The 24659-nt window shown below is 67.5% G+C and carries 28 protein-coding genes and 1 riboswitch; of the genes, 13 read left to right on the forward strand and 15 right to left on the reverse strand.

What is annotated here, in order from left to right:
• The coding region (gene bioD / locus ACTXG9_RS15050; RefSeq protein ID WP_457654787.1) for a dethiobiotin synthase at window positions 1–688 on the reverse strand (688 nt) is incomplete at its 3' end.
• A gap of 68 nt (window positions 689–756) precedes the next feature.
• Between bioD and ACTXG9_RS15055 the strand changes: the two genes are divergently transcribed.
• Complete coding sequence (locus ACTXG9_RS15055) at window positions 757–1239, forward strand: GAF domain-containing protein (RefSeq protein ID WP_005407940.1); 483 nt, start codon at window positions 757–759, stop codon at window positions 1237–1239.
• On the forward strand, window positions 1236–1598 hold the full coding sequence (locus ACTXG9_RS15060; RefSeq protein WP_021203374.1) for a TfoX/Sxy family protein: 363 nt from the start codon (window positions 1236–1238) through the stop codon (window positions 1596–1598). Before ACTXG9_RS15055 ends, ACTXG9_RS15060 begins: the two co-directional genes overlap by 4 nt.
• Before the next feature lie 90 nt (window positions 1599–1688).
• Here ACTXG9_RS15060 and ACTXG9_RS15065 read toward each other — a convergent pair whose 3' ends face one another.
• Entirely contained in the window at window positions 1689–2267 is a 579-nt protein-coding gene (locus ACTXG9_RS15065; RefSeq protein WP_021203373.1) for a histidine phosphatase family protein, read from the reverse strand.
• Window positions 2268–2410: 143 nt separating this feature from the next.
• Window positions 2411–2633, forward strand: a riboswitch (cobalamin riboswitch).
• Between the two features lie 115 nt (window positions 2634–2748).
• Between ACTXG9_RS15065 and btuB the strand changes: the two genes are divergently transcribed.
• A complete protein-coding gene (gene btuB, locus ACTXG9_RS15070; RefSeq protein ID WP_111097717.1) occupies window positions 2749–4593 on the forward strand; it encodes a TonB-dependent vitamin B12 receptor in 1845 nt (614 codons plus the stop codon).
• Between the two features lie 121 nt (window positions 4594–4714).
• Here the strand turns inward: btuB and gph are convergent, their stop codons facing one another.
• From gph to ACTXG9_RS15085, 3 genes are all read right to left on the reverse strand, one after another.
• On the reverse strand, window positions 4715–5383 hold the full coding sequence (gph, locus tag ACTXG9_RS15075) for a phosphoglycolate phosphatase (RefSeq protein WP_019660933.1): 669 nt from the start codon (window positions 5381–5383) through the stop codon (window positions 4715–4717).
• 62 nt (window positions 5384–5445) lie between these two features.
• The gene (locus ACTXG9_RS15080) at window positions 5446–6237 is read right to left on the reverse strand and encodes a class I SAM-dependent methyltransferase (RefSeq protein WP_019660932.1); all 792 of its coding nucleotides are present in this window, start codon (window positions 6235–6237) and stop codon (window positions 5446–5448) included.
• On the reverse strand, window positions 6234–7163 hold the full coding sequence (locus ACTXG9_RS15085) for a LysR family transcriptional regulator (RefSeq protein ID WP_111097719.1): 930 nt from the start codon (window positions 7161–7163) through the stop codon (window positions 6234–6236). Before ACTXG9_RS15085 ends, ACTXG9_RS15080 begins: the two co-directional genes overlap by 4 nt.
• 107 nt (window positions 7164–7270) lie before the next feature.
• Here ACTXG9_RS15085 and ACTXG9_RS15090 point away from each other — a divergent pair, with 107 nt between their 5' ends.
• Together ACTXG9_RS15090 and ACTXG9_RS15095 are read left to right on the forward strand one after the other, a co-directional pair.
• Window positions 7271–7909: an NAD(P)-dependent oxidoreductase gene (locus ACTXG9_RS15090; protein ID WP_021203368.1), complete on the forward strand. Its 639-nt coding sequence runs from the start codon at window positions 7271–7273 to the stop codon at window positions 7907–7909.
• Window positions 7910–8000: 91 nt separating this feature from the next.
• Entirely contained in the window at window positions 8001–8912 is a 912-nt protein-coding gene (locus ACTXG9_RS15095) for an MBL fold metallo-hydrolase (protein WP_019660929.1), read from the forward strand.
• 269 nt (window positions 8913–9181) lie between these two features.
• Here the strand turns inward: ACTXG9_RS15095 and dinB are convergent, their stop codons facing one another.
• Entirely contained in the window at window positions 9182–10252 is a 1071-nt protein-coding gene (dinB, locus tag ACTXG9_RS15100) for a DNA polymerase IV (RefSeq protein WP_111097732.1), read from the reverse strand.
• A gap of 190 nt (window positions 10253–10442) precedes the next feature.
• Here dinB and fabA point away from each other — a divergent pair, with 190 nt between their 5' ends.
• Together fabA and fabB are read left to right on the forward strand one after the other, a co-directional pair.
• The gene (gene fabA / locus ACTXG9_RS15105; RefSeq protein WP_014035851.1) at window positions 10443–10958 is read left to right on the forward strand and encodes a 3-hydroxyacyl-[acyl-carrier-protein] dehydratase FabA; all 516 of its coding nucleotides are present in this window, start codon (window positions 10443–10445) and stop codon (window positions 10956–10958) included.
• Entirely contained in the window at window positions 10958–12166 is a 1209-nt protein-coding gene (gene fabB / locus ACTXG9_RS15110; protein ID WP_019660927.1) for a beta-ketoacyl-ACP synthase I, read from the forward strand. The genes fabA and fabB overlap by 1 nt, the downstream gene beginning before the upstream one ends.
• A 61-nt stretch (window positions 12167–12227) precedes the next feature.
• On the opposite strand, the gene ACTXG9_RS15115 is transcribed toward fabB, so the two are convergent.
• From ACTXG9_RS15115 to ACTXG9_RS15125, 3 genes are read right to left on the reverse strand one after another with little or no spacing between them, the layout of a single operon-like run.
• Window positions 12228–12911 carry an HAD family hydrolase gene (locus tag ACTXG9_RS15115; RefSeq protein WP_021204381.1) on the reverse strand — a complete coding sequence of 228 codons (684 nt, stop codon included), beginning with the start codon at window positions 12909–12911 and terminating at the stop codon, window positions 12228–12230.
• Complete coding sequence (locus ACTXG9_RS15120; protein WP_021204380.1) at window positions 12908–13609, reverse strand: pseudouridine synthase; 702 nt, start codon at window positions 13607–13609, stop codon at window positions 12908–12910. The genes ACTXG9_RS15115 and ACTXG9_RS15120 overlap by 4 nt, the downstream gene beginning before the upstream one ends.
• Window positions 13606–14670, reverse strand: coding sequence for a class I SAM-dependent methyltransferase (locus ACTXG9_RS15125; protein ID WP_021204379.1), 1065 nt, complete (start codon window positions 14668–14670; stop codon window positions 13606–13608). Before ACTXG9_RS15125 ends, ACTXG9_RS15120 begins: the two co-directional genes overlap by 4 nt.
• Before the next feature lie 156 nt (window positions 14671–14826).
• Here ACTXG9_RS15125 and ACTXG9_RS15130 point away from each other — a divergent pair, with 156 nt between their 5' ends.
• Entirely contained in the window at window positions 14827–15090 is a 264-nt protein-coding gene (locus ACTXG9_RS15130; protein ID WP_005407925.1) for a hypothetical protein, read from the forward strand.
• Window positions 15091–15160: 70 nt separating this feature from the next.
• Here the strand turns inward: ACTXG9_RS15130 and ACTXG9_RS15135 are convergent, their stop codons facing one another.
• Both ACTXG9_RS15135 and ACTXG9_RS15140 read right to left on the reverse strand, forming a co-directional pair.
• The gene (locus tag ACTXG9_RS15135) at window positions 15161–15454 is read right to left on the reverse strand and encodes a DUF3247 family protein (protein WP_019660923.1); all 294 of its coding nucleotides are present in this window, start codon (window positions 15452–15454) and stop codon (window positions 15161–15163) included.
• A gap of 43 nt (window positions 15455–15497) precedes the next feature.
• Window positions 15498–17486, reverse strand: a complete 1989-nt coding sequence (locus ACTXG9_RS15140; RefSeq protein ID WP_134731221.1) for a hybrid sensor histidine kinase/response regulator — start codon at window positions 17484–17486, stop codon at window positions 15498–15500.
• 242 nt (window positions 17487–17728) lie between these two features.
• On the opposite strand from ACTXG9_RS15140, the gene ACTXG9_RS15145 reads away from it, so the two are divergent.
• The gene (locus tag ACTXG9_RS15145) at window positions 17729–18292 is read left to right on the forward strand and encodes a DUF3016 domain-containing protein (protein WP_019660921.1); all 564 of its coding nucleotides are present in this window, start codon (window positions 17729–17731) and stop codon (window positions 18290–18292) included.
• Window positions 18293–18380: 88 nt separating this feature from the next.
• Here ACTXG9_RS15145 and alr read toward each other — a convergent pair whose 3' ends face one another.
• Together alr and ACTXG9_RS15155 are read right to left on the reverse strand one after the other, a co-directional pair.
• Window positions 18381–19448, reverse strand: coding sequence for an alanine racemase (gene alr, locus ACTXG9_RS15150; RefSeq protein WP_019660920.1), 1068 nt, complete (start codon window positions 19446–19448; stop codon window positions 18381–18383).
• A complete protein-coding gene (locus tag ACTXG9_RS15155; RefSeq protein ID WP_058980697.1) occupies window positions 19427–20731 on the reverse strand; it encodes a D-amino acid dehydrogenase in 1305 nt (434 codons plus the stop codon). Before ACTXG9_RS15155 ends, alr begins: the two co-directional genes overlap by 22 nt.
• Window positions 20732–20880: 149 nt before the next feature.
• Between ACTXG9_RS15155 and ACTXG9_RS15160 the strand changes: the two genes are divergently transcribed.
• Window positions 20881–21360: a winged helix-turn-helix transcriptional regulator gene (locus tag ACTXG9_RS15160; RefSeq protein ID WP_019660918.1), complete on the forward strand. Its 480-nt coding sequence runs from the start codon at window positions 20881–20883 to the stop codon at window positions 21358–21360.
• A gap of 61 nt (window positions 21361–21421) precedes the next feature.
• On the opposite strand, the gene ACTXG9_RS15165 is transcribed toward ACTXG9_RS15160, so the two are convergent.
• Together ACTXG9_RS15165 and ACTXG9_RS15170 are read right to left on the reverse strand one after the other, a co-directional pair.
• Window positions 21422–21601: a lana protein gene (locus tag ACTXG9_RS15165; RefSeq protein WP_197575638.1), complete on the reverse strand. Its 180-nt coding sequence runs from the start codon at window positions 21599–21601 to the stop codon at window positions 21422–21424.
• Window positions 21602–21744: 143 nt separating this feature from the next.
• Entirely contained in the window at window positions 21745–22119 is a 375-nt protein-coding gene (locus ACTXG9_RS15170) for a hypothetical protein (protein WP_021204376.1), read from the reverse strand.
• Window positions 22120–22258: 139 nt separating this feature from the next.
• On the opposite strand from ACTXG9_RS15170, the gene msrB reads away from it, so the two are divergent.
• The 3 genes from msrB (at window position 22259) to motB (ending at window position 24614) form a co-directional block, all read left to right on the forward strand.
• Window positions 22259–22726 carry a peptide-methionine (R)-S-oxide reductase MsrB gene (gene msrB / locus ACTXG9_RS15175; RefSeq protein WP_021204375.1) on the forward strand — a complete coding sequence of 156 codons (468 nt, stop codon included), beginning with the start codon at window positions 22259–22261 and terminating at the stop codon, window positions 22724–22726.
• A 91-nt stretch (window positions 22727–22817) separates the two neighbouring features.
• On the forward strand, window positions 22818–23672 hold the full coding sequence (gene motA, locus ACTXG9_RS15180) for a flagellar motor stator protein MotA (protein ID WP_019660914.1): 855 nt from the start codon (window positions 22818–22820) through the stop codon (window positions 23670–23672).
• A gap of 3 nt (window positions 23673–23675) precedes the next feature.
• Window positions 23676–24614, forward strand: coding sequence for a flagellar motor protein MotB (gene motB / locus ACTXG9_RS15185; protein ID WP_019660913.1), 939 nt, complete (start codon window positions 23676–23678; stop codon window positions 24612–24614).
• The last annotated feature ends 45 nt before the right edge of the window (window positions 24615–24659 follow it).

Here is a 24659-nt window from a genome sequence, read left to right on the forward strand (position 1 = left end):
CCAGGTCGTCGAACAGATGCGCGCTCAACGCTTCACCATCCGCCCCCGGCAGATGCGGCAGCCGTCCCCAGCACGGCATCGGCAGGCGCTGCTGCAGCGTGGCGATGTTCTCGTCCTGGCGCTGCATCGCAGGATCAATGTGGTTGCCGATCCAGCCCAGGCGGTCCACGCCGCTGGCCTGCAGTGATTGCGCAGTCAACCGCGCATGGTTGACGCAGCCAAGCCGCATGCCCACCACCAGCAGCACCGGCAGCTGCAGCGCACGCACCAGGTCGAGCTGGTCCAGCGTGGCCGAGACCGGCGCCAGCCAACCGCCAACCCCCTCCACCACCACGATATCGGCCTGCGCGCGCAGTCGCGCGAACGCGGCCACGATCGGCGCCAGTTCCACCTGCACGCCGTCCTCGGCCGCCGCCAGCTCCGGTGCCAGCGGCTGCCGCAGCGCATACGGGTTCAGGTCGGCATAGTCCGGCACCGGCCAGCTGGCCGCCTGCAGTGCCAGCGCGTCCTCGTTGCGCAGGCCCTGCCCCAGGTCTTCGCTGCCACTGGCCACCGGCTTCATGCCGACTGCACGCAGGCCGCGCCGGCGCAGCGCATGCAGCAGCGCAGTGCTGGCCGCGGTCTTGCCGATTTCGGTGTCGGTGCCGGTAACGAACAGGGCGGGCGGCAGCGTGGCAGGCAACGGCATCGATTGGCTCCAACAGGGCAACAGAGCGTGCATTATCGCCGGCCCGTCGCGCTTGCTAGACTGCGGGCATGTTCGCCAATGCCTCGCTCACCGGCAGCAAGCCGGAACAATACGCCCAGCTGCTGGAACAGGCCCGTGGCCTGGTCTACGCCGAGTCCGACCGCATCGCCAACGCGGCCAACCTCTCCGCACTGGTCTACCACGCCCTGCCCGACCTGAACTGGGTGGGTTTCTACCTGTACGATGGCAAGGAACTGGTGGTCGGCCCGTTCCAGGGCCTGCCGGCCTGCGTGCGCATCCCGCTGGACAAGGGCGTGTGCGGTGCCGCCGCCAGCCAGCGGGTCACCCAGCGCGTGGAGGATGTCGACGCCTTCCCCGGCCACATCGCCTGTGATTCGGCCTCGCGTTCGGAGCTGGTGGTGCCGCTGCTGCGCGGCGATGAACTGATCGGCGTGTTCGACATCGACAGCCCGAAGGTGGGCCGCTTCGATGCCGACGACCAGGCCGGCCTGGAAGCCATCGCCCGCGTGTTCGTCGAGGCGCTGGGATGAACGCACCCAAGCTGCGCAACATCGGCCCCAAGAGCGCGGCCTGGCTGCGCCAGGTCGGCCTGCGCAGCCGCGACGACCTGGTCGCGATCGGAGCGGTCGGTGCCTTCGTCAAGGTCAAGCGTGCCGGCTTCAAGCCCAGCCTGAACCTGCTGTACTCGCTGGAAGGTGCGTTGCTGGACTGCCACTGGCAGGAACTGAGCGAGCCGCAGCGCGATGCGCTGGTACAGGACTATGAAGCGCGCATCGCCGCGCATCCGCTGAAGGCGGCCGGCCCGGCGTCGGGCCCGGTGCATGAGCAGCGCTTCGATGCCGACGATGACGCGGAAGACAGCGTTGCCGAGGATGCGGACGAGGATTGACGGCATGGTAGTGCCGGCCGCTGGCCGGCAACTGCATGATCTTCGCAGCGTTTCCGAGGCTGCCGGCCAGCGGCCGGCACTACCGATGGGTCAGGGCTGCTGCAGCTCCAGCAATTCGCCCACCAGCCCGGCCTCACCGCGCTCCAGCCACACACGCAGGCGCGTGCCATGGTCGATGCGCAGCGCCCAGCACAGCGACATCGGCAGGCCGCAGACCTTCGACAGCACCATGCGCAGCGGGCCGCCATGGCTGACCACCAGCGTCGGCACCGGATCGTCATCATCGAGCAGGCGATCCAGCGCGCGCGCGATGCGCCGCTCGAAGTGGCCCCAGCTTTCGCCGTTCGGCGGCGGGAACGCATGCGGGTCAGCATGGAAGGCAGCCAGTGCATCCTCCGGCAGGTCGAACAGCGACTGCCCGTCCCAATCGCCGAAATCCAGTTCCTCCCATTCCTCGTCCGCTTCCACGTCCAGCCCGCGCGGCGTGGCCAGCGCCATTGCCGTGTGCAGCGCGCGCAGCCGCGGCGAACTGATCACCCGCTCCCAGGGCTGCGCGGCGTAGGCGTCGACCAGTTCCTGCGGCAGGCGGGCCAGCTGCGGTGGGTCGCTGCGGCCATCGAGGAACTCATCGCGACCGTTGCCGGCATGGCGGACCAGGTCGAGGATCATGCGTGCGTTCCGTACAGGCAACGCGGGGACAGCGGAAAACGGGCGGACATCGGCAACGGCACCACGGGATCGAGGGACCATTCTAAGGGCACAGCAGAGGCAGTCGAGCAGGCGCGACGCAACGGGACTGCCTGCGATGCCGTAGACTGCGCGCACTTCCAGGTGACCTGCGGCCACGGCCGGCAGGTTGAAACGGGAAGCCGGTGACGCGTGATTCCACGCCAGGCCGGCGCTGCCCCCGCAACGGTAAGCACGTCAGTTCCGGGCAACACTGCCACTGTGCCTCAGGCATGGGAAGGCGCCTGGACGGCGGCCTCGCGCCGCCCGGCGGCAAGCCCGGAGACCGGCCCGGAAGCCTCAGGTCGCGATGCGGTGGGCATGGCGCTGGATGACCGTGGCGTGCGCTGCGGCATCGGCGCGTGCCTGCCTTCGCGGCTCCTCCCCTTCGCCACGCGGGCGTGCGTGGCACCTGGAGTCCCCCATGAAGCTGCAGTCCCGAATGTTGTCCCTGGCCGTGCTGGCCGCCCTGCCCGCGCTGGCCCAGGCCGCCAATGACACCACCGCGCTCGACCAGATCCTGGTCACTGCGACCCGCACCCCGATCGCCCTGCAGGACAGCATCGCGCCGGCCCAGGTGATCGACCGCGCGCAGATCGAATCCAGCCAGGCCACCTCGCTGCAGGAACTGCTGCGCGGCCGCGCCGGCATCAACCTGACCAATGCCGGCGGCTTGGGCAAGCAGAGCTCGCTGTTCCTGCGCGGCACCAACTCCGGCCACACCGTGGTGCTGGTCGATGGCGTGCGCATCAACAGCGCCGACCTCGGCCTGGCGATGTACCAGGACCTGCCGCTGGCACAGATCGAGCGCGTGGAGATCGTGCGTGGCCCGCAGTCCAGCCTGTACGGCGCGGACGCCATCGGTGGCGTGATCCAGATCTTCACCCGCCGCAGCCAGGGTGACTTCGCCCCGCATTTCCAGCTCGGTGGCGGCAGCAATGGACTGCGCGAGGCCAGTGGCGGCATTGGCGGCGGCACCGAACGCGGCTGGTTCGGCGCTGACATCGCCTACCAGCATTCCGATGGCATCGATGCCTGCCGCGGCTCCTCCTCGGTGTTCACCGCGGGCTGCTTTGCCGACGAGCATGACCGCGACGGCTACCGCAACCTGTCCAAGAGCCTGCGCGGTGGCTACACCTTCAACGACCAATGGAATGTGGAAGGCAGTGCATTGCGTGCCGACGGAAAGAACCATTACGACGGCTACTACAACTATTCGGAAACCCGCCAGCAGGTGCTGTCCGGCAAGCTGCGCTACACCCCGTCCGAACGCCTGGCGTTCACCGCCAATGTCGGCCGCAGTGACAACGAGTCGGACAACTTCGGCGACTTCGATGCCCGTGGCAGCGCCCAGACCCATCGTGACAGCGCCTCGCTGCAGGGCGACTTCGGCATGGCCGAAGGCCAGCTGCTGAGCACCGGCGTGGACTGGAGCGAAGACAACCTGGATGGCAGCAGCGCCGGGTACCTCGTCGACAGCCGTCGCAACACCGGCGTGTTCGTGCAGTACCAGGGCCGCTTCGGCCGCCACCAGCTGCAGGTCAGCGCACGCAACGACGACAACCAGCAGTTCGGCAACCACGCCACCGGCAGCGCCGGCTGGGCGATGGAACTGGGCCACGGCCTGCGCCTCAACGCCAGCTATGGCACCGCGTTCAAGGCGCCGACCTTCAGCGATCTGTACGACCCGTGGAGCGGCGTGCCGACGTTGAACCCGGAGAAGTCCAAGAGCGCCAACCTGGGCGTTTCGCAGCAGGGACAGGGCTGGCACTGGGGCCTGGACGTATATGAAACCCGCATCGATGATCTGATTACCTACGATGCGGCGACCTTCAGGATGCAGCAAGTGGAGAAGGCCCGCATCCGCGGCGCCGAACTGACCGGTGGCGTGCTGCTGGCCGGCTTCGACATCAACGCACAGCTCAGCTACACCGACCCGCGCAACCGTACCCATGGCAGCACCCAGTTCGACAACTGGCTGCCGCGCCGCGCGCAGCAGACCGCACGCCTGGACATCGACCGCCGCTTCGGCGACTTCCGCGCCGGTCTGACGGTTCAGGGTTCAGGCAAGCGTTATGACAATGCGGCCAACACGATAAAGGTCGGCGGTTACGGTACGCTGGACCTGCGCGCCGAGTACGCGCTGACGCCGTCGTGGACGCTGCTGGCGCGTGCCGCCAATGTGTTCGATCGCCGCTACGAGACCGTGGCGTGGTTCAACCAGCCCGGCCGCGAGTACCAGCTGAGCGTGCGTTACCAGCCGAAATGAAGGCGCGCGCCGGGCATCGCCCGGCGCCTCCTGATGCCATCGGCGCATGGCGTCGATCTACTGTAGAGCCGAGCCCATGCTCGGCTCACGCAATGAAAAGCAGCCGAGCGTGGGCTCGGCTCTACGCCCGAACGCCCGCGGCCAACCCCGGCAACTCACGCAGGTCGTCGATCACTGCCACCGCGTGCGCGCTGCCCAGGTCCAGGCCGCGCGGATAGCCGTAGCGCACCAGCGCGATCGGCATGCCCGCATCTTCGGCGGCGCGGTAGTCGGTCAACGAATCTCCCACCATCAGGCACGCCTCCACCGGCAGCGCGAAATGCGCGGCGATGTGCCGCAGCGGTTCGCCACTGGGCTTGCGCTGCGGCAGCGAATCACCGCCCAGTATCAGCGCGAACGCATCACCAATGCCCAGGTGCTGCAGCAGCGGCGGCACCAGTGCTTCGGGCTTGTTGGTGCAGATCGCCAGTGGCACGTCGCGCGCGCGCAGCTGCGCCAGTGCGTCGGCCACGCCATCGAACAGGCGCGGGCTGCGCAGCAGGCATTCACGGTAGTGCACCATGAACACCGGCATCACTTCGGCCAGGTCGACCTCGCGGCCTGCCGCATGCACGGCCTGTTCGACCAGGCGGCGCACACCGTCGCCGATCCAGCCGAGCACGGTGGCTTCCGGCACGCGTGCCATGCCGATGTCCTCCAGCGTGCGGTTCAGCGCTTCGGCGATATCAGCTGCGCTGTCGACCAGCGTGCCATCAAGGTCGAACACGACCAGTGGATAGGGATACGACAAGGAACGGTACCTGCACGACGTGGGCCCCCATTGTACGCCGCTGGTTTCCGCGCCGATCCGCCTCAACCGATCCGGCGCGCCCGGGTGGCCAGGAAGGTGGGAAGATAACGGTCGATCAGGAAGCGCGGCCGCGGCTGCCAGTCTTCCATGAAGCGATCGATGACGAAGCCGGCATCCAGCTGGCCACCAATCAGCTCGGTCAGGCTGTGGCCAAAGGTCAATGCGTCGCCACGGGCCAGCTTCGCCTCGCGTTCGGCTTGCGGCAGGTCTTCCAGGTCCGAATAGGGAATGGCGTACTGCGGACGGATCAGGCCCTGTGCATCCAGCTGCGGATCGCGCGCACCCACGAACAGCACCGGATTGTAGAAACTGGCCATCAGCATGCCATCGCGCGCCAGCACACGGCGGCATTCAGTCCATACCGGGCGCACGTCAGGGACGTAGAGGTTCGAGATCGGGTGGAACACCACATCGAAACTGTCATTGGCAAACACGTGCAGGTCGCGCATGTCACCCTGCACGGTGCGCAGCTGCAGGCCATCGCGCGCGGCGACCGCGCGGTCCTGTTCAAGCTGCCCGTCGGAGAGGTCGAACACGGTGACATCGGCGCCAGCGGCAGCAAGCACCGGTGCCTGTTGGCCACCACCCGAGGCCAGGCACAGGATGCGACGGCCGCGCACGTCGCCCATCCAGTCCAGCGGCAACGCGCGCGGCGTCAGGTGCACCTGCCAGCGGCCTGCGCGCGCGGCAGCAATCGTTGAGCTTTCCACCGGGCGCGACCATTCGCGCGCTTCACTGGCCTGGCGGTCCCACGCAGCACGGTTGTGGTCGATCAAGGCCTGTCCATGGTTCATGTGTCCTCCTTGCCCGGCGGGCGCCAATCCAGATCCTGGAAGGCCGGGCCGGCGAAGCACTCGCCCAGGAAGTCCAGGAATCGCCGCATGATAGCGGGCTGCTGTCGCCGTGATGCGTACACGGCATGAATGCCGAGCTCGTCCAGACTGAATTCGGGCAGCAGTTCGACCAGTTCGCCACTGCGCAGCATCGGCGCCACCTGGTAGGTCGGCAGCATGGCGATACCGGCACCGGCCCGCACCGCCTCCAGCAGCAGCGATGCCTCGTTGGCACTGATGTTGCCGCCCACAGCCACCGACAGCGAACGGCCATCGCGGTGCAGCTGCCACAGGCTCTTGCCGACGTAGTGGTGGGTCAGGCAGTTGTGCGCGGCCAGGTGTTCGGGAGCGGTTGGCGTACCGCGCGCCTCCAGGTAGGACGGCGTCGCGCACAGCACCGAGCGGCAGGTCGCCAGCCGCCGTGCGATCAGGCTGGGATCGATCTGGCGCGCGATGCGCACGGCCAGGTCCACCCGTTCTTCCACCAGGTTCACGGTGCGGTCGACCAGCAGCAGTTCGATGCGCGCGGCAGGATGGCGCGCGACGAAACCGGCCACCGCTCGTGCCAAGTGGCTCTGCCCGAACGACACGCTGGCGGTCACCCGCAGCGTGCCGTGCGGTTCGGGATCATCGCTGGCCAGCTCGCCCTGCAGTTCCTCACTTATCGCCAGCATCTGCCGGAAGCGCGCCAGCGCCGCTTCGCCGGGGCCGGTCAGGCTGACCCGCCGTGTGGTCCGGTGCAGCAGGCGCGCGCCCAGCCAACCCTCGACCTCGGCCAGGTAACGGCTGACCATCGCCCGTGACATGTCCAGCACCTCTGCCGCTGCGGTCAGGCTGCCGCGCTCGGCCACCTCGACGAACACGGTCATGGCGGTCAATCGGTCCATATGCTCGATCCATGCAACAAACAAGCGCGTTATACGCTGTTTTTCGAGCGACTGCAGCGGCCTACAGTGGCCGCGTCCCCCCCCACACCGCCCCACGGAGTCCTGCCATGAAGATCGCCCTCGTCGGTTCCACCGGCAACATCGGCCGCCAGATCGCCCGCCACGCGCTGGCGAACGGCCACGAACTCACTGTCATCGTGCGCAGCGCGCAGGATCTTCCGGCCGAACTGGCCGGCGCCCATCCGGTGGTCGCCTCGCTGGATGACCAGGACGCGCTGGTCGCCGCCATCGCCGGCCACGACGTGCTGGCCAGCGCCTACGGCCCACGCCCGGGCGATGACATCGGCCGCGTCGGCGAGGTGGCCGCACAGCTGGCCGCGGCCGCGCGCAAGGCCGGTGTACCGCGCCTGGTGGTGGTCGGCGGTGCCGGCAGCCTGGAAGTCGCACCCGGCGTGCAGCTGGTCGATACCCCCACCTTCCCGGAGGCCTACAAGCCATACGCGCTGGCCCATCGAGAAGCCTTCAATCGACTGCAGGCTGTGGACGACCTGGACTGGACCTTCTTCTCGCCGGCCGCCGAAATCGGCCCGGGCGAAGAGCGTGGCCATTACCGCGTGCAGCCCAGGGCCTTCCTGGCCGACGCCAGCGGCCACAGCCGCATCAGTTATGCCGACTACGGCGCCGCGTTCGTCGCCGAGCTGGAAGCGCACAAGTACCCCAAGCAGATCATCACCGCCGCGTACTGATCCACGCACGTCCCATGTAGAGCCAAGCCCGCGCTCGGCTCTACGCGAACATGCAGCCGGGCATTGGCCCGGCTCTAGACAAGGAATTCCCATGCGTACCGCTGCCCTGCTGCTTCCCCTCGCCCTGGCCGCCACTTTCACCAGTGCGCCGCTGCTGGCCGCACCGGCCACCGCGGCGCCGACCACCGCGACGAAATCCCAACTGCACCTGCAGACCTTCCATCCCGGCCCGCAGGCAATGTTCCCGGTGTCCTCGGTGCTGATCGAAGGCCGCCACGACGCGATCCTGGTCAATGCGCAGTTCGGTGCCAGCGACGCGCGCAAACTGGTCGAGCTGATCCGCGCCAGCGGCAAGCAGTTGACCACGATCTATATCAGCCACGGCGATCCGGACTACTACTTCGGCCTGGCCACGCTGCAGGATGCGTTCCCGCAGGCGCGCATCGTCGCTACCGCGCAGACCGTTGCCCACATCCAGCAGACACAGGCCGGCAAGCTGGCCTACTGGGGCCCGAAGATGGCTGCCGACGTGCCCGCGCGCATCGTGCTGCCGCAGGTGCTGGAGGGCGATGCCCTGCAACTGGAAGGCCAGCGCCTGCCGCTGATCGGCCTGGACGGACCGACCCCGGACCGCACCGTGCTGTGGGTGCCGTCGCTGCGCGCGATCGTCGGTGGCATTCCGGTGGTGGCGGGCGAGCACGTGTGGATGGCCGACACGCAGACGCCGAAGTCACATGCCGACTGGCTGCAGACCCTGCAGCAGCTGCAGGCGCTGAAGCCGAAGGTGGTGGTGCCGGGGCATTACGCGCCAGGTGCGGCGCTGGATGCCAGTGCACTGCGCTTCACTGCGGACTACATCCGCACGTTCGATATCGAAGCGGCAAAGGCGAAGGACAGTGCGGCGCTGGTGCAGGCAATGCAGTCGCGCTACCCGAAGCTGGATGGCGTCGCATCGCTGGAGCTGAGCGCGAAGGTGGCCAAGGGCGAGATGCAGTGGCCATGAGGTAGGGAGTTTTCTTTTGCAGGGCTGCGCCCTGCACCTGCTCAATGCAACGGCAACAGCCGAAGCAACAGCAACAGCTGGCTATCCGTGGGATGGCGAGGTGGGTCCGGTTGCGGGGGACGCTGCAAGTACGTCCATGTAAGCTCGGTCGCCCCATCCATGCGGCTCACGCCCCCGCAACCGGCCCCACCCCGCCTTCGACAGTTTCCTGCTGCTGACGGAACCTGCTGATGTTGGTGGGTGCCGACCGTTGGTCGGCATGGCAATGATCAGTGCTCGAACAATTCCCCCTGCACCACCGGTTCCTTTTCGCGGAAGCCACCCAGGCCGACGCCGACCAGGCGGTAACGGGTCTCCGCCGGCAGGTCGACGCGGGCGCGCAGGGCCAGCGCGATGTCGCGCAGTTCTTCCATCGATTCCGGCGGGCGCTCCGGGGTGAAGCTGCGGGTGAGGATGCGGAACTGCGCGGTCTTCAGCTTCAGCACCACGGTGTGGCCGACGCGCTCGGTCTTGCGCGTGGCCTTCCAGGTCTTCTCCGCCAGTTGCACGATCGCCTCGCCCAGGTCTTCCAGCAGCAGGTCCTCGGCAAAGGTGTCCTCCGAGGAGATCGACTGTACCTGCTGGTCCGGTTCCACCGGCCGCTCGTCGACGCCGCGTGCGCGGTTGTACAGGCTGCGGCCGAAACTGCCGAACGCCTCTTCCAGATCGGTCAATGCCCATTGCCGCAGATCGCCGCAGGTGACAATGCCACGCGCGGCAAGTTTGCCTTCCATCACCTTGCCGACGCCGGGCACCCGGTTCACCGGCAGCGGCAGCAGGAACGCGTCCACCCGCTGCGGTGGAATCACGAACTGGCCATCGGGCTTGCGCCAGTCCGAAGCGATCTTGGCCAGGAACTTGTTCGGCGCGATCCCGGCTGAAGCGGTCAGGTTCGTCTCCTCACGGATCTGCGCACGGATGGTGCGGGCGATGTCGGTGGCCAGTTCGATGCCGCTCTTCGGCTCGGTCACGTCCAGGTAGGCCTCGTCCAGCGACAACGGCTCGACCAGGTCGGTGTGGCGCAGGAAGATCTCGCGCACCTGGCGTGACACCGCCTTGTAACGTGCAAAGTCAGGCGGCACGAAGATCGCGTCCGGACACAGGCGTTCGGCGCGCAGCGCCGGCATCGCCGAACGCACGCCGAACACGCGTGCCTCGTAGGACGCCGCACACACCACCGAGCGCGCGCCGCGCCATGCCACAACCACCGGCTTGCCCCGCAGTGACGGATCGTCGCGCTGCTCCACCGACGCGTAGAACGCGTCCATGTCGACGTGGATGATCTTGCGCAGTCGGGTCATGTCAGGCGGAAAGGGCGGGGGCGTGCCGAACGGGCCACACGCCGAAGTATGGTCGTTGCACATCAACAGGATGCGCGTATTCCATTGAAAACACTACGGTTGCGTACGGTTGAAATGTTTGATCGGCGCAGTTTCCACGGGCATCCTCGAACGCTTGTTTCCCTGTTTCCCGCTTCCAGGATTGTGCTTCATGACCCGTCTCCACGCGTTCAACCGCGAACAGCTGCTGGCCAGCGCACGCGGTGAACTGTTCGGCACCGCCGCCGGCCGTTTGCCCAACGATCCGATGCTGATGTTCGACCGCATCACCGACATCCACGAGGACGGCGGACCGCACGGCAAGGGCATGGTACGCGCCGAGCTGGATATCCGCCCGGACCTGTGGTTCTTCGGCTGCCACTTCATCGGCGACCCGGTGATGCCAGGCTGCCTGGGCCTGGATGCCATGTGGCAGCTGACCGGCTTCTTCCTGACCTGGCTGGGCGCCCCCGGCAAGGGCCGCGCGCTGGGCTGTGGCGAGGTGAAGTTCACCGGCCAGGTACTGCCGGACGCCAAGCTCGTACGGTACGAGATCGACATCAGCCGGGTCATCAACCGCAAGCTGGTGATGGCCCAGTCCGATGCCCGCATGTACGTGGATGATCGCGAAATCTACAGCGCCCGCGACCTGCGCGTCGGCCTGTTCACCGAAACCGGGAGCTTCTGATGCGTCGCGTCGTCATCACCGGCATGGGCATCACCTCCTGCCTCGGCAATGATCTGGATACCGTTTCGGCCGCGCTGCGCGAAGGGCGCTCGGGCATCACCGCCCTGGCCGACCACGCTGAAGCGGGCCTGCGCAGCCAGGTCGGCGGTCGTGTCGACCTCGATCTGGAGGCGCTGATCGACCGCAAGCAGAAGCGCTTCATGAGCGACGCGGCGGCCTTCGCCTACCTGGCCATGCGCGATGCCATCGCCGATGCCGGGCTCAGCGCCGAGCAGGTCAGCAGCCTGCGCACCGGCCTGATCGCCGGTTCCGGTGGCGGCTCCAGCGAATGGCAGATCGGCGCGGTCGACCTGCTGCGCGAACGTGGTGTGCGCAAGGTCGGCCCGTACATGGTGCCGCGCACGATGTGCTCGACGGTCTCGGCCTGCCTGGCCACCGCCTACCAGATCAAGGGCGTCAGCTATTCGTTGTCGGCCGCCTGCGCGACCTCGGCGCACTGCATCGGCGCCGCCGCGGACATGATCCGCCATGGCGCGCAGGACATCATGTTCGCCGGTGGCGGCGAAGACCTGCACTGGTCGATGAGCGTGATGTTCGATGCGATGGGCGCGCTGTCGACCAGCTTCAACGAGACCCCGGCCAGCGCCTCGCGCCCGTACGACAAGGACCGCGACGGCTTCGTCATCGCCGGCGGTGGTGGCATGCTGGTGCTGGAGGACTACGACCACGCCGTTGCGCGCGGCGCGCGCATCCATGCCGAACTGATCGGCTATGGCGTGACCTCCGACGGCGCCGACATGGTCGCCCCGTCCGGTGAAGGCGCGGTGCGCTGCATGAAGATGGCACTGCAGGGCGTCGATCGCCCGCTGGATTACCTCAACACCCACGGCACCTCCACGCCGCTGGGCGACGTCACCGAGCTCAACGCGATCCGCGAAGTGTTCGGCGATGCGGTGCCGCCGCTGTCCTCGACCAAGGCGCTGTCCGGCCATTCGCTGGGTGCGGCCAGTGTGCACGAGGCGATCTACTGCCTGCTGATGATGCGCGATGGCTTCGTTGCCGGTTCGGCCAACATCGGCGAACTGGACCCGAAGGTGGAGAGCTTCCCGATCCTGCGCGAAAGCCGCGCGCAGACGCTGGACACGGTGATGTCCAACAGCTTCGGCTTCGGTGGCACCAACGCCGCGCTGGTGTTCGGGCGGGTGTGATGGGGGCAGGTGTGCCGACCAACGGTCGGCACCCACCGTCAGGGGCGGTCGGCACCCACCGCTACTTCGGCAGCAGCGGCAGCAGCAATGCGTGCGCGTCCACCAGCGAGCCCACGATGCGGTGGCCCAGTGCGCGCAGCTCTTCGTCAGGATGCACCAGGTCCGGTACCTGGATCACGGTCATGCCAGCGGCCAATGCCGCGCGCGTGCCAGCGGGTGAGTCTTCCAGCGCCAGGCAGCGCCCAGGCACCTGGCCCAGTCGCTGCGCGGCCAGCAGGTAGATGTCCGGCGCCGGTTTCGGCCGCGCCACGTCGCCACTGGTGATCACCGCGTCGAAATACGGCAGCAGTCCGGCCGCCGCCAGCTTGCGGTTGGCACGCGGCTGCCGCGTGGTGGTGGCCACCGCGCGCGGTACCGCGTGCGCCTTCAGCAGCTCCAGCAGTTCCAGGATGCCCGGACGCAACGGCAGGCCGGTCTGTGTGCGTCCTTCGTACAGTTCGTGGCAGCGTGCAGCGACCGCCTCGATCACGCTGTCCTCGATACCCTGCGCACGCAGCAGCGCGTGCGAATCCCGGTCGCCGAGGCCGACCATGCGCAGGAACACTGCCTCGTCCAGGCCCAGTGCGAATTCGTCGGCGGCCTCGCTCCAGCAGGCCAGCGAGACGCGCTCGCTGTCGATCATCAGGCCGTCCATGTCGAAGATGACGGCGTCGGGGAGGAACGGCAGCGCAGCAATGGTGGTCATGGAGCGAACAGCGTATCCAGGTCGGTGGAAGTGAGCTGCCGCCATTGCCCCTCGTCCAGTCCCTGCAGGTCCAGCCCGCCAACACGACTGCGGTGCAGGGCCTGCACGTGGTTGCCGGTGGCGGCGAACATGCGGCGTACCTGATGGTAGCGGCCTTCGTGCAGCACCAGGCGCGCGCGACGCGCATCCAGCACTTCCAGTTCAGCCGGCAGCAGGGGCGTCTTCTCGGACTCCAGCATCAGCGTGCCGCTGGCGAACAGCGCCACCTCGTCGCCGCGCAGGTCCTCGCTCAATTCGACCTCATAGACTTTCGGCAGCTTCGACTTCGGCGAGATGATCCGGTGCAGCAGGCTGCCATCGTCGGTCAGCAGCAGCAGGCCGCTGGTCTCGCGGTCGAGGCGGCCCACCGTGGACAGCACCGGATTGCGGTCGCGGAAGCGCGGCGGCAACAGGTCGTAGATCAGGCGGCCGGTATCCTTGGTCGAACAGGTGTAGCCAGCCGGCTTGTGCAGCGCGATCGACAGGCCCACCGGCGGGTCCAGCGGCTCGCCATCAACCCGGATCACCTCGTGCGGCACCTGGTCGTCGGCGTACAGTACCTCGCCGTCGGCGTCGGTGATGCGGCCTTCGCGGAACATCCACTGCACCTGCTTGCGGCTGCCATAGCCCAGATTGGCAATGTGCTTGACCAGTTTCACTTGCCTTTCCCCTTCACCGCTTCAACCAGCTTGAAGCCGTCGCGCTCGGCGACCACGCGCACCGCGCCGAAGCTGTCGTTGAGGGTGTGCTCGTACGGCAGGTGGCGATTGGCCACCACGTACAGGCGCCCGCCCGGGCGCAGCGCCTGCGCAGCCACGGCAATGAAGCGCTGGCCGATGTCCGGGCGGTCGGCACGCGATGGGGTGTGGAACGGCGGGTTGCTGATGATGACGTCGTAGCCCGGCTCGATGCCGGCGGTGACGTCGCGCCACAGGAAGCGCAGCGGCAGCGGGCGCGGCGGCGGCGCCAGGTTCAGCTCGGCCAGCGCCAGTGCGCGCTGCTCGGCTTCGTACAGGTCCAGCGCGGTGATCTTCGGGCAACGCTCCAGCAGTTCGCGTGACAGGTAACCGTAGCCAGCGCCCAGGTCGGCAGCACGCCCGGCCAGCTCGGCCGGCAGGTGCTCGGCCAACAGTGCCGAGGCCGGGTCGATGCGATCCCAGGCGAACACGCCCGGACGACTGAGGAAACGGCCGCCGACGATCGGGCGCACCGCGTCCAGTACCGACCAGCGCTTGGCCAGGTCAGCGTCGTGCTGGCCCTGCAGTGGGGCGGTCCAGTACACGCGGCAATGGTTCTTGGTCAGGCTGCCGCCGAGGCCGGCCAACTGCTTGAGGTCGCCTTCGCCGGAGCGCGCGCCTTCGTTGTTGGACTGGCAGGCGACGATGCGGCCACCGTCGGCGACCAGCGCCAGCGCGCGTGCAAACAACGCACGAGCCTCTTCGCGCTGGCGCGGCGGCAGCACCAGCACCAACGGGTAGCGGCCCTTGCCGGCCACATCATCCAGCTGGCCGCTGACGGTCCAGCCGGCGGCCTGCTGCAGTGGCTGCGCGAACGGGGCGAAGCTCTGTTCACAGTGCACCTCGCGGTTGCCGGCCGCTTCGCGCAGCGGCCAGCCGTCGCGGGCCCGCAGGAAGGCCACCGGACCTTCCGGCCAGCGCAGGGCACCTTGTGAAAACGGCAGGAACAGGGTCTGCAGGGGGGCGTCGTCGCTGGAGGCCATCGGCGCGGGTACTTCAAGCGTGAGGGCCGTCCATTGTACCGGCTTGACCGGGCCGGCCCCGGCAGCCGCTTTGCGAAACCCGAACGGGGCTTTGATCTGCCAGCAACATTGAAACGTTCAGGGTAGAGGCTCCCCCGGAAACCCAGGAGAACCTGCATGCGAGCCTTGTTCGTCGGTGGCGTGGTCGACAACAGTGAAATGGACCTGGAAGGCAGCCATCCGCCCGTGCATTACCCCGAGGACACCGGCGGCGGCCACTCACGCTACCGGCTCCACCAGGTCGGTCATGGCGCCGACGGCAGCGTTGCCTACGCCGTCTATGGGGCACCGGACCTGGCCGATGACGAGGTGGCGAGGGTTGCAGAGGAGCGGGCGTACGCACGCCGGTTCGAGGCGACGCCGACCCTGTTCGAGCACTGACACATCTGTAGCGCCCGAGCCCACGCTCGGGCGGCGGCAGAGCCGAGCGTGGGCTCGGCTCCACATCGGATCAAGGCGCCTTGGGTGGCAGGCGGTTGATACTGGCGATCTCATCCAGCCACACATGGTGCTGCTGCACCGGCGTGTCGTAGTCATCCAGGCGCAACTGGCCGTTGCTGCCTTCATCACCCGCGGCGTTGCGGTATTGCTGCACGGTTGGCCTCACGGCCACCGTGCCGAGCAGGCGGCGGCCATCGTGCAGAATCAGTTCCACCTGCGTTTCGCCATCCAGCTGCGGCAGCAGGGCTTCCAGGCGCGCGATCTGCGCCGGATCGGTGTGGATACGTGGAGCTATGCGGGACATCGGCGACCTCCTGACTGCAGGGTCGCCGATCGGCCGTGAATGCTCAGTGCAGCGCGCTGTCCGCGCGCGCCACCTGCACCTTGCGCACGGCAGCCACCAGCTGCGCCACCGAGTACGGCTTGGCGACGTGCTCCTGGAAGCCCGAGGCCAGCGCGCGGCGGCGGTCGTCGGCACGCGCCAGTGCAGTCACCGCCACCGCAGGCAAGGTCGCCGCGTCCACGCCCATGTCCTCGCGCAAGGTGCGCACCAGCCCATAGCCATCCATGCCCGGCATGCCGATGTCGGTCAGCAGCACGTGGTACTGCAGGTGGCCGGTGTCGGCCAGCAGTGCCAGCGCTTCGCCGGCCGAGCTGGCCGCCGATACGGTGGCGCCCTGCTCTTCCAGCATGCGGCGCAGGTATTCCAGCACTTCCGGCTGATCCTCCACCGCCAGCACGTGCATGCCGCGCAGCGGATAGGGTTCGACGACCACCGGCTCCAGGATCGGCCCACTGATCACTTCGCGCAGCGGTCGGCGCTCTGCATCCGGCAGGTGCTGGGGCAGGCGCACGGTGAAGGTGGCGCCGTGGCCATGCCCTTCGCTGGCGGCAGTGACCGTGCCGCCATGCAGTTCGACCAGCTGCTGCACGATCGCCAGGCCCAGGCCGAGACCGCCATGACGGCGCGTGGTGGTGCCATCAGCCTGCCGGAAGCGGCTGAACAGATGGTTGAGGAATTCGGGCGCGATGCCGTCGCCGGTGTCGCGCACGGTGATCACCCAGTGATTGCCATCGGCCTGCAGCTGCAGGTCGACGCGGCCTTCGGCCGGGGTGAACTTGATCGCATTGGACAGCAGGTTCCACAACACCTGCTGCAGGCGGGTGGCATCGCCCAGCACCAGGCACGGCTGTTCCGGCAGCAGCAGGCTCACATCCAGCGCCTTGCCTTCGGCGACCAGCTCCTGCGCGCCGATGGCTTCGCTCAGCAGGTCGCGCAGGTCCAGTATCTCTACCTCCAGCTGCACCTTGCCCAGCAGCATGCTGCTCAGGTCGAGCATGTCCGAGATCAGCCGCTTCTGCGCACCGGCGCTGTTGGCGATCACGTTCAGGCCCTTGTACAGCGGACTGGTGTTGTCCACGCGCTGCAGCAGCAGTTCGCTCCAGCCCAGGATGGTGGTCAGCGGCGTGCGCAGCTCGTGCGACAGCGTGGCCAGGAACTCGTCCTTCAACCGCGCCATGTTCTCGGCGGCACTGCGCGCGGCACGCTCTGACTGCAGCAGCTCCTCGCGTGCAAGTTCGATCTCGCGGCGTTCGGTGACATCCGGACTGCTGCCGGCCAGGCCGATGAAGCGGCCCATCCGCGAAAAACGCGGGCGGGCGTTCATCTCCAGCCAGCGCCACTGGCCATCCGCGCGCCGCGCACGCACCAGCGCGTGCATCGAACGCTGCGCCTTCAGCGCTTCCTGCAGTTCATATTCGAACACGGACGCGTCATCCGGATGCACGAGACCGCGCCAGACATCTTCCGGCACACGCGTTTCATCACCACCGAAGAACTCGCTGAAGGCACTGTTGACGAAACGCGCATGGCCGCGCTCATCGAGCACCCACACCGGCATCGGCAGGCCGTCTGCCAGCGCGCTGAAACGGGCTTCGCTTTCGCCCAGCTCCACTTCCATCTGCTTGCGCGCGGTGATGTCGAAGAACAGGATGCCGACCTTGTCTTCTCCCGGCCGCCCCACCCGCACCGCGTCGACCGCGAACGAGCGGCCCAGCGCACGGGCTTCCATCTCGAACTGAGCGGGGCGGCCGCTGCGTGCGACTTCGCCATAGATACGGAACCAGTCCTGCTCGTGGTTGGGTTCCAGCGCAGTCATGCACTTGCCACGCGCGTCCTTCAGCCCAGTGTGGCGCTCGAACGCGTCGTTGACTTCGATGAAACAATAGTCGACCGCACGATCACCCTCGAACAGCACCTGGATCACGCAGAAGCCGGCGTTGATGCGCTCAAGCACGCCACGATGCAGGTCGGGTTCTGGCGCCGACACCAGCATCGGTGGGCGCTCCACGAGGGGCGGCAGTGTGGACAAGGGGGTCTTTGCAGGACAAGTTGGGAGCACAGCATCTTCCAAAGGGCGTATTCACAGCGTCAAGCGCCGTCAGTCATGGTTGACGTCGATGAATTGGCGGCAACCGCTCTTGCCCACGACGCAATCGGCCATTGCGGTCGTCCGGCAGCAGGCTCACACTCGATCCGTGATCAACACCCCCCAGCGCGGGGACGCAGGAGACCGTCATGAAACGCTCACTCGCGATTGCCCTGCTGGCAGGCGCCCTGGCGGCCGGTGGCGCCAATGCTGCGCCACGCACCGTGACCGATGCAGACGCGCCGCGTGCGTTGCAGGCCGATGGACCGGTCAGCGTGAAATGGGAAGATCCGGCCAAGTTCACCGAAATACGCCAGAGCAGCAACCGCTTCGAGGCCGAACGCGGTGACTGGGTGCAGCAGCTGGCCCGCTACCTGCAGACCACCGCAGCCAAGCCGCTGCAGCCTGGGCAGACCCTCGATGTGACCCTCGTCGACATCAAGCGTGCCGGTGACTACGAGCCTTGGCACGGCCCGCGTGGCCGCGACATCCGGATCATGCGCGACATCTACCCGCCACGGATCACCCTGCAGTACACGCTGAAGGATGCCAGCGGCCGTATTGTCAGCGAGGGTGATGCGCGCCTCAGCGATACCGGCTACCTGCACAACGTGGGACTGAAGAGCGACAGCGATCCACTGCGCTACGAGAAGCGTCTGATCGATGACTGGGTGAAGCGCCAGCTGGCCAGTCAGGCGACCGCCGCGCGTTAGGTCCCCCGGCAGGTGTCGACCTTGGTCGACACGCATTCACGGCGCCGATCGAGGTCGGCCGCTACCGGTGCCGAGCGCGGGCTCGGCGCTACACGTACACCTTCGCCACGCGCTTGACCGCGCACGGCAGCTGGTAGGCGCTCACGCCACAGCGCGGCGCCAGCTCCGACAGGGTCGGCGCAGAACCCCACAGTTCCACCACGCTGCCGATGCCGGCCTGCGCATGCGCGGTCAGGTCCACCGTCAGCATGTCCATCGACACGCGCCCGATCAGCGCACCGGGCTGGCCATCGATCAGTACCGGCGTGCCATTGGGGGCGAACTGCGGATAACCGTCGGCATAGCCAAGCGCGACCACGCCCACGCGGGTGCGCGCCTTGGCCACGAAACGCGCGCCATACCCCACCGGTTCACCGGCTTCGATCCAGCGCTCGGCGATCACCTTCGACTGCATCGTCATCACCGGGCGCAGCCGCTCGGTCAACACGGTGTTGTCCGGCAGCGGGTTGGCGCCGTACAGCATCAGGCCCGGGCGCACCCAATCACTGCGCACATCCGGCCAGCCCAGCAGCGCAGGCGAGTTGCACACGCTGGTCTCGCCTGCCAGTCCATCAATGGCGCGGGCGAAGGTCGCCGCCTGTTCGTGGGTGCGTTCGCTGTCCAGCTCGTCGGCACGCGCCAGGTGGGTCATCAGCACGACGCGTTCGACGTGTGGCAGCGCCGACAGGCGCGCGTGCGCCGCGCGGAAGCTGTCCACGTCCAGGCCGAGGCGGTGCATGCCGCTGTCCAGCTTCAGCCACACCGTCAACGGGCGCGGGCTGTCGAACGCCGCCAGTGCCTCCACTTGCCACGGTGAACCGACGGCGAACCAGAAGTCATGCTCGGCCACCAGCGTCATGTCGCTCGGCTCGAAGATGCCTTCCAGCAGCAGGATCGGCGCACGGATGCCGGCCTGGCGCAGCTCCAATGCCTCTTCGATGGTGGCCACGCCGAAGCCATCGGCCTCGCCTTCCAGCGCCTGCGCGCAGCGCACCGCGCCATGCCCATAGGCATCGGCCTTGATGATCGCCAGCGCCTTGCCACCGCCCAGTTCACGGGCGAGGCGGTAATTGCTGCGCAGGGCGCCCAGATCGATCAGCGCGCGGGCAGGACGCATGTGCGGTTCTCGTGTTGCGGCGCGTGACCGTACTGGCCGTAGCGGAAAATATCCAGGCCTTCGGTGCTGATCTGCGGCTGTCGCGCGCTCATCAGGTCGGCCAGGTAGCGGCCCGAGCCGCAGGCCATGGTCCAGCCCAGCGTGCCGTGTCCGGTGTTGAGGTACAGGTTGCGGAACGGCGTGGCGCCGATCACCGGCGTACCGTCCGGCGTAGCCGGGCGCAGGCCGGTCCAGAACTGCGCGCGCGACAGGTCGCCGCCCTTCGGATAGAGATCCCTGACCACCAGTTCCAGGGTCTCGCGACGGCGCTGCGACAGCGACAGGTCGAAGCCGGCCACTTCGGCCATGCCACCGACACGGATGCGGTCGTCGAAGCGGGTCACCGCCACCTTGTAGCTCTCATCGAGGATGGTCGAGGTCGGTGCCATCGCCGGGTCGGTAATCGGCAGGGTCAGCGAATAGCCCTTCAGCGGGTACACCGGCAGGCGCATCCCCAGCGGTGCGACCAGCGCTGGCGAGTAGCTGCCAAGCGCGACCACGAAGCGGTCGGCGGTTTCCAGCTTGCCGTCGATGCGCACGCCGGTGATGCGGTCGCCATCGAACTCCAGGCCGGTGATGTCCTGGTCGAAACGGAATTCAACGCCGGCATCCATGCACAACTGCGACAGCCGGCGGGTGAACAACTGGCAGTCGCCGGTCTGGTCACGCGGCAGGCGCAGCGCGCCGACCAGGCCATCGACATGGGCCAGGGCCGGTTCGGCCTGGATGATGCCGGCGCGGTCCAGCACCTCGTACGGCACGCCGTACTGGGCCAGGATCTCGATGTCCTGCGCCGAAGCATCCAGCTGCTGCTGGGTGCGGAACAGCTGGGTGGTGCCAAGGTCGCGGCCTTCGAATTCGATGCCGATCTGCGCGCGCAGCTCGTTCAGGCAGTCGCGGCTGTACTCGGACATGCGCACCATGCGCGCCTTGTTGATCGCATAACGCTCGTGGGTGCAGTTGCGCAGCATCTGCCACAGCCAGCGGTACTGGGCCAGGTCCATGCCCGGGCGGATCGCCAGCGGCGCGTGCTTCTCGAACAGCCAGCCGATAGCCTTCTTCGGCACGCCCGGGGCCGCCCACGGCGAGGTGTAGCCGAACGACAGCTGGCCGGCATTGGCGAAGCTGGTTTCCAGCGCCGGGCCGGGTTGGCGGTCGATGACCGTGACTTCAAACCCGGCCTGTCGCAGATACCAGGCACTGGTGGTACCGATCACGCCGCTGCCGAGAACTAGGACTCGCATGGGACTTCTCCAACCCGATCATTCCCTGCACTGGAGCGCACAGGGACCATAATTGGGGAAGTATAGACAGCCATTCCCAGTTGATTTGCCTGTTTTGAAATCAACCGGCAGGATGTTCCACTTCAATTCACTCCCGAAGGTTGACGGTCATGGCCACCCGGATCCGCGAACTGGACAAGATCGACCGCAAGATCCTGCGCATCCTGCAGGCCGAGGGCCGCATCTCCTTCACCGAACTGGGCGAGCGGGTGGGCCTATCGACCACCCCGTGCACCGAGCGCGTGCGCCGGCTGGAGCGCGAAGGGGTGATCACCGGCTACCACGCCCACCTCGACCCGGCCGCAGTTAAAGCGAGCCTGCTGGTGTTCGTGGAGATCAGCCTGGCGTACAAATCCGGCGACATCTTCGAGGAGTTCCGGCGCGCCGCGCTGAAGCTGCCCAACGTACTGGAATGCCATCTTGTATCGGGCGACTTCGATTACCTGCTGAAGGCGCGGATCAGCGAGATGGCCTCCTACCGCAAGCTGCTCGGCAGCACGCTGCTGACACTGCCGCATGTACGTGAGTCGAAGAGCTACATCGTGATGGAAGAAGTGAAGGAAACACTGAGCCTGCCGATTCCGGACTGAGGCTGCTGCTGGGTGGGGCCAGATCCCGTACAGCGGGCTCTGGCCCCGATCATGGCGACAGTCAGCGCTGCTGCGGATGCTTCTGCGGGCGCTGTTCCTGCTGCCTGCCGCCCTTGTACTGCTGCGGCTCCATCTGCTGTTGCTGCTGCTGTTGCTGCTGCGGGTTGCGGCCCTGCGGTTCCTTGCCGGGATGACGGTTCTGCTGGTTTTTCATGGTCGCGATCCAGTGGACGAAGGACATGCGGCGGCGGGATGCCGGCGCAGGGCCACGGTGGCCCCGGAACGGTTAATCGCAGGCGAAAAAACAGTGATCGGCTGGACGCTGTTTTCGCGCGTTCAGCCCGCTCAGCGCCAGCCAGCAGCCAACCTTGGTGGCACCAGGGTTCAGCGCTTGATCTGCTGGCCATCGCCGGCCGGCACGCTGTCGTAGTAGCGGCCGGTGCGCGAGTCGAACACGCGGTTCGGGCCGGCCGGGCGCACGCCGGGCACGATGCGGCCGTTGCGGTCGTAGACCTTGTCGGCCGGCCTCGGTGCTGGCGGCGGCGTGATCTGGGCCGGACCGGTGGACTTGATCGGCTGCGCCGGTTGCGGCGTAGGCAGCAACTGCGGCTGCGGCCGGGCCGCCTGTGGCGGTGGCGCCACCGGCTGCGGCGCCACGGTGGTCGCGCTGCGGGTGGCCGTGGGGTCGGGGGTGGGCACCTGGGCCAGCGCCAGTGCCGGCAACAGGGCGATCAACAGCAGGGGAAGGGTCGGCTTCATGGCACGCTCCGGCGTCTATGACACCCACCTTGCTCCCGCACCCGTGTGCCACCCATGAACGGCCATCACACTTGCAAGCGCGCGCCGGCACCCCCACGTTTTCCGGCATCCCCAGGCCATCGACCCACGGAGCGCCGCCATGACCGCCTTCGACCTGACGCCCCCCACCGCCACCCAGACCGAGGCCCTGGTCGCCGGCCTCAGCAGCGAGGAACGCCGCGTGCTGTTGCAGCACGGCACCGAAGCGCCGTTCTGCGGCGTGTTCCTCGACAACAAGCGCGAGGGCGTCTACTGCTGCCGGCTGTGCGCGCTGCCCCTGTTCCGCTCCAGCACCAAGTTCGATTCCGGCACCGGCTGGCCCAGCTTCTTCGCCCCGTTCGACCCGGCGCATGTGCGCGAGATCCGCGATACCAGCCACGGCATGGTCCGCACCGAGATCACCTGCGCGCGCTGCGGCAGCCATCTGGGCCACGTGTTCCCGGACGGTCCGCCGCCCACCTACGAGCGCCACTGCCTGAACTCCGTCTCACTTTCCTTCGTCGGCAATGGCGAGCCCTGGCCCGATCCGCTGCAGCGTGGCGGCGCCGAAGCCGGTGTGGCCGGCTGAAACACCCCGCTGACCGATTTCACAGAATTCCCTCTTCAGAAACCCGGGCGACGGGCCGACAAGGAGATATCCCCTCTCCCTGCGTCGCCCCATGCTCATCATCGTCGGATTCCTGGTCGTCATCATCAGCGTGATCGGGGGCTACCTCGGTGCCCACGGCCGCCTGGGTGCCCTCTGGCAGCCCTACGAGCTGGTCATCATCGGCGGCGCCGCGCTCGGCGCGTTCCTGGTCGGTACCCCGGCCAAGACGGTCAAGCAGACCCTGCAGGCCATGGTCGGCGTGTTCAAGGGCCCGCGCTACAAGCAGCAGGATTACATCGATGTCCTCAGCCTGCTCTATGAACTGCTCAACAAGGCGCGCCGCGAAGGCTTCATGGCACTGGAAGACCATGTCGAACGCCCGGCCGAGAGCGCCTTGTTCAGCAATTACCCCAAGGTGCAGGCCGACCACCACCTGATCGACTTCATCACCGACTGCCTGCGCCTGATGATCGGCAGCAACATCGAGCCGCACGAGCTGGAACCGCTGCTGGAACTGGAGCTGGAAAAACACCACGCCGAGGCCATGGCACCGTCGCAGGTGCTGACCAAGGTCGCCGACGGACTGCCCGGTTTCGGCATCGTGGCTGCGGTGCTGGGCATCGTCATCACCATGGGTTCGATCGGCGGCGACATCGTCGAGGTCGGTGGCCACGTGGCCGGTGCGCTGGTCGGCACCTTCCTCGGCATCCTGCTGGGCTACGGCTTCGTCGGCCCGATGGCGGCGGCGATGGAAGCCCGCGCCGAACAGGACAGCCGCATCTACGAATCGGTCAAGACTGCCCTGCTGGCCTGCCTGCGCGGTTACAACCCGAAGATCGCGCTGGAATTCGCCCGCAAGACGCTACCGTCGAACGTGCGCCCGGCCTTCTCCGATTTCGAGCAGCACCTGAAGACGGTCAAGTAAGCCATGGCCGAGAACAAGCCCACCGTCATCGTCCGCCGGGTCAGGAAGGCCGGCCACGCCGCTCACCACGGAGGGTCGTGGAAGGTGGCCTATGCCGACTTCGTGACCGCGATGATGGCCTTCTTCCTGGTGCTGTGGCTGATGGCCACCACCAACAAGAACGACCGTGCGGCCATTTCCGAGTACTTCCGCAACCCGAGCCCGCTGAGCGGGCAGAGTGCCACGCCGGCACCCGGCATGGCCGGCCCGGGCGGCGCCAGCACATCGATGATCAAGCTGGGCGGCGCCACCGACATCTCGCGGGGCAGCAGCAACGATCCCTTCCAGAACCAGAAGGAAGCAGTGCCGCAACCGGTGGACCAGCAGCAGCGCGACAAGCAGCAGCTGGAAGCACTGATGAAGGAGCTGCAGGAAGCGATCAGCCGGAGCCAGGCACTGGAACCCTTCAAGGACCAGCTGCTGCTGGACCTGACTCCGGAAGGCCTGCGCATCCAGATCGTGGACAAGCAGAACCGGCCGATGTTCGACCTCGGCAGCGCTACGCTGAAGCCGTACACGCAACAGATCCTGCACGAGCTGGCCAACTACCTGAACCACGTGCCGAACCGGATCAGCCTGACCGGCCACACCGACATCACCGCCTATTCGGCCGCACGCGGCTACGGCAACTGGGAACTGAGCGCCGACCGCGCCAACGCTGCACGCCGTGCACTGGTGGACGGCGGCCTGGAGGACAGCAAGATCACCCGCGTGGTCGGCCTGTCTTCATCGGTGCTGTTCGATAAAGCCGACCCGCAGAACCCGATCAACCGCCGCATCAGCATCGTGGTGATGACCAAGGCCGCCGAGGAGGCAGCGCTGGCGGGTGCCGGCCCCCAGGTGGGGCTGTCGGCGCCCACCGCCGACCCGGACGTGCAGGCCGCGCAGGGGCAAGCGGAATAAGCTGTGGGTGCGCGCCTTGGTCCGAATCCACAGGGCCATGCCAGG

This window comes from Stenotrophomonas maltophilia group sp. LNF247 (assembly GCF_054083135.1).

Excerpts from the sequence above, each read along its gene's own strand:
- ACTXG9_RS15055 (WP_005407940.1), top strand. The coding sequence starts at position 757 with ATGTTCGCCAATGCCTCGCTCACCGGCAGCAAGCCGGAACAATACGCC.
- ACTXG9_RS15060 (WP_021203374.1), top strand. The coding sequence starts at position 1,236 with ATGAACGCACCCAAGCTGCGCAACATCGGCCCCAAGAGCGCGGCCTGG.
- ACTXG9_RS15065 (WP_021203373.1), bottom strand. The coding sequence starts at position 2,267 with ATGATCCTCGACCTGGTCCGCCATGCCGGCAACGGTCGCGATGAGTTC.
- btuB (WP_111097717.1), top strand. The coding sequence starts at position 2,749 with ATGAAGCTGCAGTCCCGAATGTTGTCCCTGGCCGTGCTGGCCGCCCTG.
- ACTXG9_RS15080 (WP_019660932.1), bottom strand. The coding sequence starts at position 6,237 with ATGAACCATGGACAGGCCTTGATCGACCACAACCGTGCTGCGTGGGAC.
- ACTXG9_RS15085 (WP_111097719.1), bottom strand. The coding sequence starts at position 7,163 with ATGGACCGATTGACCGCCATGACCGTGTTCGTCGAGGTGGCCGAGCGC.
- ACTXG9_RS15090 (WP_021203368.1), top strand. The coding sequence starts at position 7,271 with ATGAAGATCGCCCTCGTCGGTTCCACCGGCAACATCGGCCGCCAGATC.
- ACTXG9_RS15095 (WP_019660929.1), top strand. The coding sequence starts at position 8,001 with ATGCGTACCGCTGCCCTGCTGCTTCCCCTCGCCCTGGCCGCCACTTTC.
- dinB (WP_111097732.1), bottom strand. The coding sequence starts at position 10,252 with ATGACCCGACTGCGCAAGATCATCCACGTCGACATGGACGCGTTCTAC.
- fabA (WP_014035851.1), top strand. The coding sequence starts at position 10,443 with ATGACCCGTCTCCACGCGTTCAACCGCGAACAGCTGCTGGCCAGCGCA.
- fabB (WP_019660927.1), top strand. The coding sequence starts at position 10,958 with ATGCGTCGCGTCGTCATCACCGGCATGGGCATCACCTCCTGCCTCGGC.
- ACTXG9_RS15115 (WP_021204381.1), bottom strand. The coding sequence starts at position 12,911 with ATGACCACCATTGCTGCGCTGCCGTTCCTCCCCGACGCCGTCATCTTC.
- ACTXG9_RS15125 (WP_021204379.1), bottom strand. The coding sequence starts at position 14,670 with ATGGCCTCCAGCGACGACGCCCCCCTGCAGACCCTGTTCCTGCCGTTT.
- ACTXG9_RS15130 (WP_005407925.1), top strand. The coding sequence starts at position 14,827 with ATGCGAGCCTTGTTCGTCGGTGGCGTGGTCGACAACAGTGAAATGGAC.
- ACTXG9_RS15135 (WP_019660923.1), bottom strand. The coding sequence starts at position 15,454 with ATGTCCCGCATAGCTCCACGTATCCACACCGATCCGGCGCAGATCGCG.
- ACTXG9_RS15140 (WP_134731221.1), bottom strand. The coding sequence starts at position 17,486 with ATGCTGGTGTCGGCGCCAGAACCCGACCTGCATCGTGGCGTGCTTGAG.
- ACTXG9_RS15145 (WP_019660921.1), top strand. The coding sequence starts at position 17,729 with ATGAAACGCTCACTCGCGATTGCCCTGCTGGCAGGCGCCCTGGCGGCC.
- alr (WP_019660920.1), bottom strand. The coding sequence starts at position 19,448 with ATGCGTCCTGCCCGCGCGCTGATCGATCTGGGCGCCCTGCGCAGCAAT.
- ACTXG9_RS15155 (WP_058980697.1), bottom strand. The coding sequence starts at position 20,731 with ATGCGAGTCCTAGTTCTCGGCAGCGGCGTGATCGGTACCACCAGTGCC.
- ACTXG9_RS15160 (WP_019660918.1), top strand. The coding sequence starts at position 20,881 with ATGGCCACCCGGATCCGCGAACTGGACAAGATCGACCGCAAGATCCTG.
- ACTXG9_RS15165 (WP_197575638.1), bottom strand. The coding sequence starts at position 21,601 with ATGTCCTTCGTCCACTGGATCGCGACCATGAAAAACCAGCAGAACCGT.
- ACTXG9_RS15170 (WP_021204376.1), bottom strand. The coding sequence starts at position 22,119 with ATGAAGCCGACCCTTCCCCTGCTGTTGATCGCCCTGTTGCCGGCACTG.
- msrB (WP_021204375.1), top strand. The coding sequence starts at position 22,259 with ATGACCGCCTTCGACCTGACGCCCCCCACCGCCACCCAGACCGAGGCC.
- motA (WP_019660914.1), top strand. The coding sequence starts at position 22,818 with ATGCTCATCATCGTCGGATTCCTGGTCGTCATCATCAGCGTGATCGGG.
- motB (WP_019660913.1), top strand. The coding sequence starts at position 23,676 with ATGGCCGAGAACAAGCCCACCGTCATCGTCCGCCGGGTCAGGAAGGCC.